This is a genomic window from Kocuria oceani, from assembly GCF_029524215.1.
Classification (GTDB): Bacteria; Actinomycetota; Actinomycetes; order Actinomycetales; family Micrococcaceae; genus Kocuria; species Kocuria oceani.
In genome coordinates this window covers 45,399-59,698 of sequence record NZ_JARAMH010000013.1, presented here as the reverse complement: position 1 = coordinate 59,698, position 14,300 = coordinate 45,399, and the positions used below count along the sequence as shown (strand labels likewise).

The window sequence follows — 14,300 nt, the reverse complement described above, 5'->3', positions numbered from 1 at the left end:
CCGCCCGGCCGAGCGGCGGGGCGGCGCTGCGGTCAGGAGCCGGTGCGGCGGATCAGGCCATGTGCGGCCGGGCGAACCACTGCTTGATCGGGGCCTTGAACGCGGTCACGAGCCACAGGACGTTGACCACGACGAAGGCAATCGCAAGGATCAGCGAGACGATGCCGAGGCCTGCGATCGCCATACCGCCGACGAGCAGACCGAGGACAGTCGAGACGACGCTGATGATGCCCAGGACGATGCCCAGAATGCGGGCCCAGTTCTTGCCCTTCTTCAGGAACACGTAGATCAGGGCGTACAGGGCCATCGCGACGACGATCAGCACGATGGAGGTGATGGTCGCGGTGCCCTGGAGCGAGGCGATCTGGTCCGCGGATAGGCCCGACTCCTCGAGCACAGCTGTTTGGTCCCCGGAGAAGCTCGTGAACAGCGAGACGAGCTGGCTGAGCAGGTAGAGCCCCGCCGAGGCGAGGGTCAGGGTCAGCAGCCGGCCGAGCTCGGGCGGGGCCGCGGCGGGCCGGCCGCCGCCGTACTGGTCGCCGCCGGACGCGTTGTAGCTGGGCGGGCCGGAGGGCTGGCCGGGCCGGTCGGGATACGGATTGCTCACAGGGGTCTCCTTCGGTGGTACGGACAGAGCACGCCCTCCCATCCTCCCCGGGAATTCGCGACTGCACCTCCGCCGCGCGGCCGAGGCGTGCCCCCTTTTCTGCGCCGGGCCTCCCCCGGGAGAGGCAGCGCCGCTCAGGCGAGGAGCCGCGCGTAGACCACGTAGTTGTCGTCGAACAGCCCGGTGGCCGGGTCGTAGCCGTCGCAGGTGATCAGCCGCAGTTCCGCCCCCACGGTGTCGCCGTAGACCTCATGGGTGGGAAACGCATTCTTGGCGTACTGCTCCCCGCGCTCGACGGCGAAGACCGCCGTGCTGCCGTCCTCCCGCAGCACCTCGATCCGGTCCCCGGGCACCAGCCCGCGCAGACCGGCGAACACCCCGGGCCCGCCGTCGGTGGCGTTGACGTGGCCCAGCAGCACCGCGGGCCCGCGCTCGCCCGGGGTGGGCGAGCCGGTGTACCAGGACGCGGGTGCGCCGGGATGGGTGGGCGGCACCTCGAGCGAGCCGTCGGCGCGCAGGCCGAGGTGCAGCAGCTCGGAGAAACCGCCCGCCGACGGGATCCGGACCGACACGGGCGCGGAGGCCGCCAGGGCCACCGGACCCGGAGCCGGGACGGGAGCGGCCTCGGCACCGGGCGCCGGCGGTGCCGAGGGTGCGGCGACCGAACTCGGCGACGACCTCACCGGGGGTCCGGCCGGCTCGTCCGCCGGAGCGGCCGGCGAGGAGCGCGGGGAGGAGGTCGCGGACGCCGTCGGCGACGGCGCCGTGGGCTGCGCGGGCGCCTCGGCCGCGCAGCCGCTCAGCAGCAGCAGGAGGAGTGCGGCCGCCGCAGGGGCCAGGCGGCCCCTGCGGCGGCCGGTGGTCGGATCCGTCACGGGGATCGGCTCCCGGTGCGCCGGACGGGCTCGGGCTACGCCCGGGCGGTGCTGCGCCGGCGCACCGCCACCGCGGCTCCGGCGGCCAGTGCGAGGCCGCCGCCGAGGACGAGTCCGCCCGTCCCGGAGCCGTCCTGCACGGCCGCGCCGGTGTCGGCACCGCCCACGGGCACCCCGTCCATCTGGGTGTACGGGTCGATGCCGGGCACCTCGCCGGGCTGGGCGTCGGGGCCGGGACCCGCACCGGGGATCCAGTCGATGATGGTGTGGGTGTACCCGCCCTGGTCGTTCTCCACCGGGATGCGCGTGGGGTCGTAGGTCCAGTCGGCGCTCTCGCACACTACCCCGTCGCCGTCCTCGTCGACGAGGCTCGCGCTGTAGCTGACCGAGCCGACGGGGATGTTGTAGACGCCGTACTGGTTGGCCGTGGCGCAGTCGGTGAAGACCATCGGATCACCCGGCGCGGCCGTCGCCGGTGCCGCCGTCAGCGCCGAGAACCCGAGGGCCATCATCAGGGCCGCACCAGCTGTGTTCTTGTTCATGGAGTCCCCACAATCTCGCAGAGGAAGGGTTTGCAAAGGCATCGTAGGCAGGCGGGGAGTGCGGCGTCACGTGTCAAATCGTGATCCGTTCTCGGGCGCGCCGCGAGCACGCAGATGACGCCGCGGCATCCCCGATGTCCGGCCTGACCGGGCACTGTGTGACGCTCCCCGCGCGTGCATGACGCCCGACCCGCGCCGCCCGCCGCGGCGGCATCCCCCGGCCCGGGGACAGAGGTCCCGGGGCAGGACCCGCTCAGGCCCCGGTGTCGGGACGCTCGTACCCGCCGAGGGTCAGCCGGCTCGCGGCGGCCTCGTCCGCCACGATCGTGGTGCGGCGGTGGAACTGCAGCACCGACGCCGGGCACCGGGCCGCCACCGGCCCCTCCACCGCCGCGGCGACGGCCTGCGCCTTGCGCTCGCCCTGGGCGACCAGGAGCAGCTGCCGGGCCTCCAGGATCGTGCCCAGCCCCTGGGTGAGACAGTGCGTGGGCACGTCGTCGGGAGCGTCGAAGAACCGGGCGTTGTCGGCGCGGGTCTGCGCGGACAGCGCCAGGACCCGGGTGCGGGAGCTCAGCGCCGAGAGGGGTTCGTTGAAGCCGATGTGGCCGTTGGTGCCGATGCCGAGGATCTGCAGGTCGATGCCGCCGGCCGCGGCGATCGTCTGCTCGTAGTCCTGGGCCGCGCCCTCCAGGTCCGCGCGGACGCCGTCCGGCACGTGGATCCGCTCGGCCGGCAGGCCGAAGGGCTCCGCGACCTCCCGCCGCAGGTACGCGGCATAGCTGTGCGGGTCGTGGCCGGGCAGACCGACGTACTCGTCGAGGGCGAAGCACTCGAGGCGGGACAGGTCCAGTCCCTCCTCCCTGCGGCGGCGGGCCAGCTCCCGGTAGATGCCCACGGGCGAGGAGCCCGTGGCCACGCCGAGCACCAGGGCGGGCTGCGCGACGATCCGATCGGCCACGACGCCGGCCGCGTGCGCCGCGACGTCCGCGGGGGTGGGCAGGACGACCACGTCCACTCCGGGCCTCCTTCGCTCGGCGGGACCTCCATTGTCCCCCGGAGGCCGGGCCGTCCGCCGGACGCCCCGCGGGATCAGTCCACGAGCTGGGCGTAGACCACGTAGTTGTCGTCGAACTCGCCGGTGGCGGGGTCGTAGCCGTCGCACGTGATCAGCCGCAGCTCGGGGCCCTCGGTGTTGCCGTAGACGGACAGTGTGGGGAAGGCGTCCTTGGCGTACTGCTCCCCGCGCTCGACGGCGAAGACCGCCGTGCTGCCGTCCTCCCGCAGCACCTCGATCCGGTCCCCGGGCACCAGCCCGCGCAGACCGGCGAACACCCCGGGCCCGCCGTCGGTGGCGTTGACGTGCCCGAGCAGCACGGCAGGCCCCACCTCCCCCGGGGCGGGCGAGCCGGTGTACCAGGCGGCCGGCGCGCCCGGGTCACCCGGGGGGACGTCCAGGGAGCCGTTGTCGCGCAGGCCGAGGTGGAGCAGCTCCGAGTCGGTGCCGGCGGCCGGGATGCGGACCGAGACGGGCGCGGAGACGGCCGTGCCCGCCGGGTCGGCGGCGGGAGTCGGCGTGGCGGACTCCCGCGGCGTCGGGGCTGGGGTCTCCGGGGCCGTCGTGACCGACGGGATCGGTGCGGACGATCGGGCGGCGGACGCGCCGGCGGACGGCGCCTCCTCCGGCTGCGCGGGGCCGGTGCCGGCGCAGCCCGCCAGCAGGAGCACAGCGACCGCCGCGGAGGCCAGGTGGCCCCTGCGGCGGTCGCTGGACGAGCTCTTCACGGACGACAACCTATCCGATCGGCTCGACGTGCCGGGCGGTCTCAGACCCGGGCGGCGCGACGGCGCACCACCACGGCGGCACCGGCGGCCGCGGCCAGGGCCAGGCCGCCGCCGAGGGCGACACCGCCGGCCGGGGACTCGTCCTCGACGACGACACCGGTGTCGGCCGCGCCCGCGGGCACCTGGCCCATCTGGGAGTACTGGTCGGTGGCCCAGGACTCGGGCACCCAGTCGACGATGACCTCGGTCTGAACACCGTCGTCGGTGCCGTCGGCGTCGCAGCCGAAGCCGTCGCGGTCGCGGTCCAGGTGCAGGCCGTAGCGGGGGTCGGAGGCCGGGATGTTGACGGCGCCCACAGCGCGGGCCTCCGTGCAGTTGTCGAACACGCCGTCCGCGACAACCTGCTCTGCCACAGGCGGGACGGGCGTAACAGGAACGTTGGGTGCGCCGGGCGCGAGAAACCCGATGCCCGGACCGTTGGCCTCACATGCCCGACCGTCACCTTCGGAGTCGAGGTCAGGGCTGTACTCGGGCGTGCCCCGAAGGATGATGCCGTAACCGGCGTTCTTGGCCTCGGTGCAGTTCTGGAACACCGGCGCTGCCGTCGCCGGCGCCATGGACAGGCCGGTGAATCCGGCGGCGGCGAGCACGGCCGCTCCTGCTGCGATCTTCTTCATGGGGGTCCCCTTGGATCGTTCCGTTGTTTGCAGACGCATCGTATGAACGACAGGCCACCGTTGTGGGGACACGCCGCCGGCCGTGTCGCGCAACGGCCGAAAAGCCCGGGATTCCGGGCCTCACGCGGTCGCGCCGGCACGAACGCCGGGGTTTCCGACCGGTCGCCGACGCCACAGCGCCTGCCGGATATCCCCCAAGCAGGGGACACGACAACAAAGTCATCTGCCGGGGGACTCGGCCCACGCTCCCCGCATCGGTCCGCCCGGGCCGCGGCGTGGTCCCGGTGGCCGCCCGGGGCGGGCGTCGTTGGGCCTGCGGGCACGAACACGTGCCACAGGGGCTCCGCGCGCGGCGTCCCGGACCGTGCGCGCGATCCGGAGGCCCCCGCGCCCCGGTGGTCACCGTTCCAGGGTCCGCCTCGGCGGCACGCCGTAGACCGCCCGGTAGGCGCCGGCGAACCGCCCCGGGTGGGCGAAGCCCCAGCGCGCGGCGATCTCCCGCACGGTGTCCCCGCGCACGGGGTCGCCGGCGAGCAGGTCGGCGTGGGCGGCGGCCAGCCGGGTGGTGCGCAGATAGGCGGCCGGGGTGAGGCTGCGCGGGTGGTTGGCCCGGAAGGCGCGCACCAGGGCTTCGGTGGTGGTGCCGGCGGCGCGGGCGGCGTCCTCGACGGTGACGGGCAGGGAGGCGTGGTCGTCGAAGAAGGCCACCGCGATGCGGTAGACCCGTGTCTGGGCCGCCATGGACAGGGTCCGCTCCTGGCGATCCCCCACCAGGGGGAAGCACTCCAGCATGGCCACGGCCAGGTGGCGGGTCAGCTGCGAGCGCACCAGGGGCTCGGCGAAGGCCGCGGAGTCCACCATGTCACGGGCCATGCCGGCAAGGTCGGCCCAGTACCGTCCCAGCCGGTCGGTGACCGGCCGTGCGGAGGCGAAGGCCACGGGCGCCTCGGTGCCGTAGACGGTGTCGGCGACTCCCTGCAGCAGCGGACGGGTGAGGTTGATGGTGGTCGCCGCCAGGGCGTCCCCGACGACCAGAATGGGGTGACCGGGACGGAACAGCACCGGGGAGCGGAGGCCGGTGCCGGCCTCCGTACCGGTCGACCACTCGTAGCGGGTCGCGCGGCCGTCGGTGACGCCGAACACCTCGGTGTCTCCCCAGGAGGAGAACGGCCCGTCCAGGCCCAGCCGCACCACCGACAGGTGCTCGTCGCCGTCGTGGCGGTGCCGGTAGCAGAACTCCGGACGGGCAGGGGTGAACGAGAAGGGCACGCGCACCTCGGCGAAAAGGGACGCGACGGCCTCCGGCTCCCTGACCGTGACCTCACGGTGGAACAGTGCGCTCATCGGTGTTCTCCCCGTCGACTCGCTGTGCGCGGATGAGACGTCCGGGCGCTGCCCCCCCCCACCGGACCTCCCGCTCCAGTTTACGGCCCCTCCCCCCTGACCGGGACACGACCACGAGAACCCCGAGCCGGTCGCCACGGCCCGCCGCCGCGCTCCGGCCGCGCCCTGGCCCCCTGTGCCCCACGGTGAAGCGGAATAATCTGGACCCATGGGCTCATCAGAGGGATGGTCGGTCCTGACCACCCGTGACCCGGAGGAAGGCCGCGCCGCGCTCCAGCAGGCCTACCGCCGTCTGCGCCTGCCGCGACCGGAGGTGAGCAGATTCGAGCTGTCCCTGGCCGGCACCGCCTACGGGCCGCTGACCGCCCAGCGGCTGCGGCTGATCGGCTGGGACAGCACCGGCGCCAACGACAGCACCGGACTGCTGCGCATCGGCTGCGTGACCCACGGCCGATTCCTGGCCCGTTCCCACCGCACCGAGGTCACCGGGGGGCCCGCTTTCCTCTTCCCCTCCGGCCCCTACGCGGCCCGGTGGAAGGACCTGGGGCTGAACACCCTCACCGTCGAAGCCGCGTTCGTCGAGGACCACGCCCGGGCGCTGATCGGGCGCACCGACTTCCGGCTGGAGTTCACGGGGCACCACCCGCTCACCGAGACCCACCGGAAGTACTGGCAGGCCACGGCCGGGCACGTCGTCGAGCACGTAATGGTCAACCGGGTCGCCGCGGCCAGCCCGCTGCTGCTCGAGCAGAGCCTGCGCGGCCTGGCCACCGCGGTGCTGCAGACCTTTCCCAACAGCTTCCTCGAGCACGGCGAGGACCCGCACCCTTCGGCGCCGGTCCACCCCGCGGCGCTGCGACGGGCGATCGCCTACATCGAGACCCACCTGGCCGAGCCCATCGGCCTGCCCGAGATCGCCGCGGCGGCACGGCTGAGCCCGCGGGGCCTGCAGGCGGCCTTCCGCCGCCACCTCGGCACCACACCCATGGCCTACCTGCGCACGGTCCGGATCGACGCCGCCCGCCGCGATCTGCTCGCCGCCGCCTCGCGCGGGGACACCGTGGCCGCGGTGGCCGCCCGGTGGGGCTTCGCCCACCCGGGCCGCTTCTCCGCCGCCTACCGCGCCCAGTACGGGGAGGCACCCGGGGACACCATGCGCCGCTGACCCGGCCGTCCCGCGCGTGCTCCGACCCGGCGGCCGAGGGCCCGCTTGCCTCGGCGACCCGCGCACCGGCGACCTAGCGAGCCGCGCCGGCGGGACCGAGTTCACGGACCACGTGCGCGACGACGGGGCCGAAGTCCGGTGCAGCCTCCGCCGGGCCGGCCGTCAGCGCGGTCACGTACAGGGCGGCCCAGGCGGCGGCGCGGCGCCACACGTCGGCGTCGTAGTGCCCGGTGCCCTCGGCGACCGCCCGGAACGCGGCGCGCTGCGGAGCGTCGAGGACCAGCCACGCGGCGGCGAGGTCCGAGGCCGGGTCCCCGGCGCAGACGTCGCCGAAGTCGATGAGCCCGGCCAGCCGCCCGGCCCGGTGCACGAGGTTCCAGGGGTGCGGGTCGCCGTGCAGCCAGACCGGCGGCCGGGACCAGGGCGCGGCCCGCACCCCGTCCTCGACGACGCCCCGGAGCCGCTCGGCGGTCCCCCGCCCGAGCGCGGCCGCCGTGGCCGGCCAGGAGACGGGCACGGTGCGGAGCCGCTGGGTGAGGGGGACGCCCCGGTAGGGATTGTGCGGGGCCTCCGGCGGCGCGGGCGCGTGCAGGGCGCTCAGCGCCCGGGCCAGATCGGTGGCGAGCCGGGCGCGGCGGGCCACGGGCAGCAGCGCGACGGCCTCCCCCTCGACCCACCGCGTGAGCAGCCAGGGCCAGGGGTACCCGGCGCCGGGCCGGCCGGCGAACACCGGCACCGGCGCCTCGATCCCGAGGGCGCCCAGCGGAGCGCTCGCGGTGGCCGTCCAGCGCTGCTCGTGCACCAGGCAGGGCACGGCGGCCTGCCGGACGGGCAGGCGCACCGCGTGGGCGGACCCCAGCCGGAACATCGCGTTGTCCCAGCCCTGAGAGGTCGGCACCGGCGGCAGCTCGGCCAGCGCCCGCAGCGCGGCGGGCAGCTGCTCCTGCAGGAGGCGGCGCACCAGCGTCGTCGTCGGACGGAGCTCGGGTGCGGACACGACCTCAGGGTACCGACGGAGGCCCCGGCCCGGGCGGGCCGGGGACGGTCAGGACTGGGCGGGCAGCACGTACCGGCCGGTCTTGTCGGTGGCCAGGGCGAGGGAGGAGATGTACTGCTTCTCCCCGTGCGGGCCGGGCTCGGCGGAGAGCAGCATGTCCGGGCGCTCGAACTCCAGGCCGCTGACGTGGCAGAGGAGCTTGGCGTCGGAGGGGTTGCCGTCGGCGTCGAACATCGGCAGGTCGATGCCGTCGTCGGTGCGCCGCAGGTAGTACTTCCCGCGGGTCGCCACGGCCAGCAGGGGCGGGCAGACCAGCGCCAGGCCGATCGCGAACATGGGCGAGTACGGCTGCACGGCGGCGCCGAACGCCCCGAAGAACACGGCGATCGAGATGCCCGCGGAGAGCAGCATCGAGACGAAGCCGACCGGGTTGACGGCGTAGAGCATGCCGCGGCGGAACTCGGGGGCCTTGGGCGAGAGCTTGAGCAGGTACTTGTTGACGGCGATGTCGGTGGCGACCGTGACCACCCAGGCCATGGCGCAGTTGGCGTAGAAGCCGAGGATCGTGTTGAGGAAGTCGAACATGTTCGCCTCCATCAGCACCAGGGCGATGGCGAGGTTGACCAGGACGAAGACCATGCGGCCCGGGTAGTGCCGGGTGAGGCGGGTGAAGCTGTTGGTCCACGCCAGGGAGCCGGAGTAGGCGTTGGTGACGTTGATCTTCAGCTGCGAGACCACCACGAGGACCAGGGCCAGGGTGAGCGCGAGCCAGGTCGGCATCATCTCCTCGTAGACGCCGAGGAACTGGTGGACGGGCTCGGTGGCGGTGGCGGAGGCGGCCGGGTCGAGCTTGGCCAGCAGCCAGACCGTGATGAACAGGCCGGTGGCCTGCTTGAGGGCGCCGAAGACCACCCAGCCGGGCCCGCCCAGGACCACGGCGGTCCACCACGCGCGGCGGTTGGCGGCGGTCTTGGGCGGCATGAAGCGCAGGTAGTCGATCTGCTCGGCGATCTGCGCCATCAGGGACAGGCACACGCCGGCCGCGAGCATGACCGCGGCCATGCTGACCCCGCCGTCGCCGCTCTCGCCCCGGTAGGCGAAGAAGGTCTCGACCGAGCCGGGGTTGGTGAGCACGAGGAAGGCGAGCGGGAAGACCATGAGCAGCAGCCACAGCGGGGTGGTCCACACCTGGAGCTTGGCCAGGGTGTTCATCCCGTAGATCACCAGGGGGATCACCACGAGCGTGGAGATCGCGTACCCGATCGCCTGCGGGATGCCCAGCACCAGCTCGAGGCCCTGGGCCATGATCGAGCCCTCCAGGGCGAAGAAGATGAAGGTGAACGTCGCGAAGATGATGTTCGTGACCACGGACCCGTAGTAGCCGAAGCCCGAGCCGCGGGTGATCAGGTCCAGGTCGATGTTGTACCGGGCCGCGTAGTAGGCCAGCGGCAGCCCGGTGGTGAAGATGATGACCGCGGCCACGAGGATGCCCAGCAGGGCGTTGGCCGTGCCGTGCGCCATGCCGATGCTGGCGCCGATGGAGAAGTCGGCCAGGTAGGCGATGCCGCCCAGGGCGCTGGTGGCCACCACGCCGGGGCCCCACTTGCGGTAGGAGCGCGGGGCGAAGCGCAGCGTGTAGTCCTCGAGGGACTCCCTGGTCGCCTGGCTGACGTCGCGGTCGGGGGTGCCGGGGGCGTGCGCCCCCGCAGGGGCGGGTGCTCCCGCGGAGGGATCGGCAGGCGGCGGGAGGAGCTTCTCGGACATGGCGGCTTCCTTCGGTCGAGGGGTCTCGCCTGCGAACCTAGGGAGGCCGTGCGGCCGGGCCGTGTCAGCGCTGTTTCACGGCCGTAAATGCGGTGCCCTGCCCGGGCGCCCGGCCCGTCCGCCGCGCGTCGCTGTTGCTCCTGCCCGTTCCCCCGGGCGCATCACATCCCTAGGCTGTGACCATGGCCACACCACGGACCCGCACCCGGCCCACCGTCAACTCCGACATGGGCGAGGGCATCGGCCTGCACCGCTTCGGCAACGACCCGGAGCTGCTGCAGGTGGTGGACCTCGCCAACGTCGCCTGCGGCTTCCACGCCGGGGACCCGGACATCATGTCCGCCACGGTCGCCGCGGCCGTGGCCCACGGCGTGCGGATCGGGGCGCACCCCTCCCTCCCGGACCAGTGGGGCTTCGGCCGCCGCGCCATGGTGCTCACCCCGGAGGAGGTCGAGTCCCTGGTCCGCTACCAGGTGGGCGCCCTCACCGGTTTCCTCCTCCAGCACGGCGCGGAGCTGCACCACCTCAAGCCGCACGGCTCGCTCTACGGCATGGTCGCGAAGGACCCCGCGCTGATGGAGTCCGTGGCCGCGGTCGCCGCCGACTACGGCGTGGCGGTGCTGGGGATGGCCGGCACCGCCCACGAGACGGTGTGCGCCGAGCGCGGCGTGCCGTTCGTGGCCGAGCTCTACGTGGACCTGGACTACAACCCCGAGGGCGGGCTGATCATCCAGCGCACCCCGCACGCCACCGACCCGAACGCCGCCGCCGAGCGGGTGGCGCAGGCCCTGCAGCAGGGCACCGTGCGCGCACAGGACGGCACGGAGCTGCCCATGCGCTTCGAGTCCGTCTGCGTGCACTCCGACGCCCCCGGGGCGCCGGCGGTCGCCCGGGCGGTGCGGGAGGCGATCGACGCCCACGTCCCCGCCGGCTGACCCGGCGGAGGACCCGGAGGACCACCCGTCAGAACCAGCAGCACCGACCGAAAGGACCGACATGGCCGAGATCCAGTCCCCGCTCCCCGGCGTCTTCTACCGCCGCCCCTCCCCCGACAAGGACCCGTTCGTGCAGGACGGCGAGCGGGTCGAGGCCGGTCAGGTCATCGGCCTCATCGAGGTGATGAAGCAGTTCTCGGAGGTCCAGGCCGAGTCCGCCGGCACCCTCGAGGGCTTCCGGATCGACGACGGGGACATGGTCCACCCCGGGGACGTCATCGCCGTCGTCGCGGAGAGCTGAGCCGTGGCGATCTCCACGCTGCTGGTGGCCAACCGGGGCGAGATCGCGGTCCGGATCCTCCGCTCCGCCCGCAGTGCGGGCCTGCGCACGGTCCTGGCCGTCAGCGAGGCCGACCAGGACTCGATGGCGGCCGGCCTCGCCGACGCGGTCGCCGTCGTCGGGCCCGCCCCTGCCCAGAAGTCCTACCTGAACGCGGAGGCCCTCGTGGCCGCGGCCCGGGAGCACGGATGCGACGCGGTGCACCCCGGCTACGGCTTCCTCTCCGAGAACGCCGCGTTCGCCCGCCGCGTCCAGGAGGCAGGACTGACGTGGGTGGGCCCTTCCCCCGAGGTCATCGACCTCATGGGCCACAAGACCCGCGCCCTGGAGGCCGCGATCGCCGCCGGGGTGCCCGTGCTCGCCGGGTCCAACGGGCCCCTGGAGGGCGACGACGACGCCGTCCTGGCGCTGGCCCGGGAGGTCGGGTACCCCCTGGTGATCAAGGCCTCGGCCGGCGGCGGCGGGCGCGGCATCCGCCTGGTGCGCGCCGAGGAGGACCTGCTGCGCACCGTCGACACCGCCCGGTCCGAGGCCGGGGCGAGCTTCGGGGACACCACGGTGTACCTGGAGCGCTTCGTGGAGCGGGCCCGGCACGTGGAGGTCCAGGTGCTCGGGGACGGCGAGACGTACCTGCACCTGGGCGACCGCGACTGCTCCCTGCAGCGCCGCTCGCAGAAGATCGTCGAGGAGGCCCCCGCCCCGGACCTGCCGGACGCGGTCCGCGAGCGCATGCGGGACTCCGCCGTGGACCTCGCCCGGCTCTGCCGCTACACCGGGGTGGGGACGGTGGAGTACCTCTACGACCCCGTCCGGCACGAGGCGGCGTTCATCGAGATGAACACCCGCCTGCAGGTGGAGCACCCGGTCACGGAGTTCGTCACCGGCGTGGACCTCGTGGCCGAGCAGCTGCGGATCGCCTCGACCGGGCGGACGCGGCTGCGGCAGGATGACATCACCTTCACCGGTCACGCCGTGGAGTGCCGGATCAACGCCGAGGACCCGGACAGGAACTTCCTGCCGAGCCCCGGGACCATCAGCCGGCTCGACTGGCCCGAGGGCGAGCAGTATCGCGTGGACAGCGGGGTGCGCGCCGGGGACACGGTGGCCCCGTACTACGATTCGCTGCTGGCCAAGCTGATCGTGCACGCGGAGGACCGAGAGACCGCCGTGCAGCGGATGGGCGCGGCCCTGGCCGCCACGCACATCGAGGGGGTCCGGACCACGGTGCCGCTGCTGCAGCGGCTCGTGCTGGACCCGGTGTTCGCGGCCGTGGAGCACCACACCACCTGGATCGAGACCGAGCTGCTCGGCGGACCGCCCCGCCGAGAGCGCAGCGAGACGCCCGGCGAGGGGAGCACACCGTGACCGAGACCCTGCACCTGCCCACCGCCCGCTACACCTGGGGCGGGGACGAGTTCCTGTTCGTGGAGTTCGACGAGGCGATGAACCTCACCGCCAACTACCTGGCCACCACGGTGGCCCAGGGCCTCACCGGGCTCGAGCTGGAGGGCGTGGTGGACGTCTGCCCCGCCAACGCGTCCCTGCTGGTGCGCTTCGACCCCGACGTCCTCCCCCCGGAGGAGCTCAAGCGCCGCACCCAGGAACTGGAGAGCCTGGCCCGCACCTCCACCCAGCACCGGGTGCACACCCGGATCATCGAGGTCCCGGTCTGGTACCAGGACCCCTACACCGCCGAGGTCGTCCAGCGCTTCCGCGAGGGCTACCACCAGGACCCCTCCGGCACCGACCTCGACTACGCCGCCCAGGTCAACGGCCTGGCCGACGCCGCCGAGTTCATCCGCCGCCACCACGGGTCACCGTGGCTGGTGTCCATGGTCGGGTTCGTGGCCGGCCTGCCGTTCATGTACCAGCTCGTCCCCCGGGAGCAGCAGCTGGAGGTCCCCAAGTACCTCAGCCCCCGCACGGACACGCCCCCGCTGACCGTGGGCCACGGCGGGTGCTTCGCCTGCATCTACTCCGTGCGCGGCGCCGGCGGCTACCAGATGTTCGGCATCGCCGCCGCCCCCATCTACGACCCGGCCCAGGAGCTGCCCGACTTCCGGGACTTCCTCATCCTCTTCCGGCCCGGGGACCTCGTGAAGTTCCGGCCGGTCGACGAGGCCGAGTACCGCTCCATCCAGGAGCAGGTCGAGGCCGGCACCTGGCGGTTCAAGCAGGCGCCCGTGACCTTCGACGTCGAAGCCGCGCTCGCCGACCCCGACACCTACAACCGCACTCTCCTGGAGGCCCTCGATGGCGCTGAGAATTGAGCAGCCCGGGCTGCTGACCACCGTCCAGGACCAGGGGCGGTTCGGCTACTACGACGTGGGCATCCCACAGGGCGGGGCCATGGACCAGGAGTCCGCCCAGGCCGCCAACAAGCTCGTGGGCAACTCCGCCGGAGAGGCCGTGCTGGAGTGCACCTACATGGGCCCCTCCTTCACGGTGGATGCCCCGACGACGATCGCGGTGGCCGGCGCCGACGTGCCCCTGCTGGTCAACGGACAGGAGCGCCCGCCCTGGACGCGGATCGAGCTGGCCGAGGGGGACGCCGTGAAGTTCGGGGTGATCCGCGGCGGCGCCCGGTTCTACCTGGCGGTCCGCGGCGGCATCGACGTGCCGGAGGTGCTCGGCTCCCGCTCCACCTACGCGATCGGGCGGCTCGGCGGGCTGCACGGCCGGAAGCTGGAGGCCGGGGACGTGGTGCCCGTGGGCGAGCCGACCGGCCTGCTGCCCTCGATCGAGGAGATCCCGCCGGCCCACCGGCCCGCGCTCGGCGGGCCGCTGGAGCTGCGGATCGTGTGGGGGCTCTACGATCACCTGCTCACCGAGGAGGGCCGGCGCCGGCTGGTCGAGGAGGAGTGGAGGCTCACCCCGGTGGCCGACCGCATGGGCCTGCGCTTCGAGGGCCCCGGCGTGGAGTGGATCGAGCGGGAGCAGCCCTTCGGGGCCGGCTCGGACCCCTCCAACATCGTCGACGCCGGCTACGCCGTGGGCTCGATCCAGATCCCCGGCGGCACCCAGCCGATCGTGCTGCACCGGGACGCGGTCTCCGGCGGCGGCTACGCGATGGTGGGCACCGTGATCTCCGCGGACATGGACCTGCTGGCCCGGGCCACCCCCGGCACGGTCACCCGGTTCCGGGCGGTGGACCTGGAGCAGGCCCATGCGGCCCGGCGGGAGCGTGCGGAGCGGCTCGAGGCCCTCTGGGGGCTGTGACCGCCCGGTCCCGGGTCCCCCGCTGAAGGGGGGGACGGGCCGGCCGGATCAGG

The 14,300-nt window shown here is 73.7% G+C and carries 15 protein-coding genes; 6 read left to right on the top strand and 9 right to left on the bottom strand.

The window, feature by feature from the left end; translation table 11 throughout:
- Positions 1 to 52 precede the first annotated feature (52 nt).
- The 7 genes from PU704_RS14125 to PU704_RS14095 form a co-directional block, all read right to left on the bottom strand.
- Entirely contained in the window at positions 53 to 607 is a 555-nt protein-coding gene (locus tag PU704_RS14125; RefSeq protein ID WP_053004925.1) for a hypothetical protein, read from the bottom strand.
- Between the two features lie 134 nt (positions 608 to 741).
- Positions 742 to 1,482, bottom strand: a complete 741-nt coding sequence (locus tag PU704_RS14120) for a class F sortase (protein WP_075871489.1) — start codon at positions 1,480 to 1,482, stop codon at positions 742 to 744.
- A gap of 35 nt (positions 1,483 to 1,517) precedes the next feature.
- The gene (locus PU704_RS14115; protein WP_139318445.1) at positions 1,518 to 2,024 is read right to left on the bottom strand and encodes an excalibur calcium-binding domain-containing protein; all 507 of its coding nucleotides are present in this window, start codon (positions 2,022 to 2,024) and stop codon (positions 1,518 to 1,520) included.
- A 253-nt stretch (positions 2,025 to 2,277) separates the two neighbouring features.
- Positions 2,278 to 3,039 (bottom strand): glucosamine-6-phosphate deaminase, encoded by a 762-nt coding sequence (gene nagB, locus PU704_RS14110; RefSeq protein ID WP_047803598.1) that lies wholly within the window; start codon positions 3,037 to 3,039, stop codon positions 2,278 to 2,280.
- A gap of 74 nt (positions 3,040 to 3,113) precedes the next feature.
- Entirely contained in the window at positions 3,114 to 3,806 is a 693-nt protein-coding gene (locus PU704_RS14105) for a class F sortase (protein ID WP_075871487.1), read from the bottom strand.
- Positions 3,807 to 3,847: 41 nt separating this feature from the next.
- Complete coding sequence (locus PU704_RS14100) at positions 3,848 to 4,483, bottom strand: excalibur calcium-binding domain-containing protein (protein ID WP_158041187.1); 636 nt, start codon at positions 4,481 to 4,483, stop codon at positions 3,848 to 3,850.
- Positions 4,484 to 4,882: 399 nt separating this feature from the next.
- Complete coding sequence (locus PU704_RS14095; RefSeq protein ID WP_277551777.1) at positions 4,883 to 5,827, bottom strand: helix-turn-helix transcriptional regulator; 945 nt, start codon at positions 5,825 to 5,827, stop codon at positions 4,883 to 4,885.
- A 208-nt stretch (positions 5,828 to 6,035) separates the two neighbouring features.
- On the opposite strand from PU704_RS14095, the gene PU704_RS14090 reads away from it, so the two are divergent.
- Entirely contained in the window at positions 6,036 to 6,992 is a 957-nt protein-coding gene (locus tag PU704_RS14090) for an AraC family transcriptional regulator (RefSeq protein WP_277551776.1), read from the top strand.
- A gap of 73 nt (positions 6,993 to 7,065) precedes the next feature.
- Here the strand turns inward: PU704_RS14090 and PU704_RS14085 are convergent, their stop codons facing one another.
- Both PU704_RS14085 and PU704_RS14080 read right to left on the bottom strand, forming a co-directional pair.
- Positions 7,066 to 7,989 carry an aminoglycoside phosphotransferase family protein gene (locus PU704_RS14085; protein WP_075871483.1) on the bottom strand — a complete coding sequence of 308 codons (924 nt, stop codon included), beginning with the start codon at positions 7,987 to 7,989 and terminating at the stop codon, positions 7,066 to 7,068.
- Between the two features lie 48 nt (positions 7,990 to 8,037).
- Positions 8,038 to 9,753 carry a purine-cytosine permease family protein gene (locus PU704_RS14080; RefSeq protein ID WP_075871482.1) on the bottom strand — a complete coding sequence of 572 codons (1,716 nt, stop codon included), beginning with the start codon at positions 9,751 to 9,753 and terminating at the stop codon, positions 8,038 to 8,040.
- A 182-nt stretch (positions 9,754 to 9,935) separates the two neighbouring features.
- Between PU704_RS14080 and PU704_RS14075 the strand changes: the two genes are divergently transcribed.
- From PU704_RS14075 to PU704_RS14055, 5 genes are all read left to right on the top strand, one after another.
- Positions 9,936 to 10,688 carry a 5-oxoprolinase subunit PxpA gene (locus PU704_RS14075; protein ID WP_047803602.1) on the top strand — a complete coding sequence of 251 codons (753 nt, stop codon included), beginning with the start codon at positions 9,936 to 9,938 and terminating at the stop codon, positions 10,686 to 10,688.
- A 61-nt stretch (positions 10,689 to 10,749) separates the two neighbouring features.
- Complete coding sequence (locus PU704_RS14070; protein WP_047803603.1) at positions 10,750 to 10,989, top strand: acetyl-CoA carboxylase; 240 nt, start codon at positions 10,750 to 10,752, stop codon at positions 10,987 to 10,989.
- A gap of 3 nt (positions 10,990 to 10,992) precedes the next feature.
- Positions 10,993 to 12,393, top strand: coding sequence for an acetyl-CoA carboxylase biotin carboxylase subunit (locus PU704_RS14065; RefSeq protein WP_047803604.1), 1,401 nt, complete (start codon positions 10,993 to 10,995; stop codon positions 12,391 to 12,393).
- Positions 12,390 to 13,298: a 5-oxoprolinase subunit B family protein gene (locus PU704_RS14060; protein ID WP_083664975.1), complete on the top strand. Its 909-nt coding sequence runs from the start codon at positions 12,390 to 12,392 to the stop codon at positions 13,296 to 13,298. Before PU704_RS14065 ends, PU704_RS14060 begins: the two co-directional genes overlap by 4 nt.
- Positions 13,282 to 14,247 carry a 5-oxoprolinase subunit C family protein gene (locus PU704_RS14055; protein WP_075871481.1) on the top strand — a complete coding sequence of 322 codons (966 nt, stop codon included), beginning with the start codon at positions 13,282 to 13,284 and terminating at the stop codon, positions 14,245 to 14,247. The genes PU704_RS14060 and PU704_RS14055 overlap by 17 nt, the downstream gene beginning before the upstream one ends.
- The last annotated feature ends 53 nt before the right edge of the window (positions 14,248 to 14,300 follow it).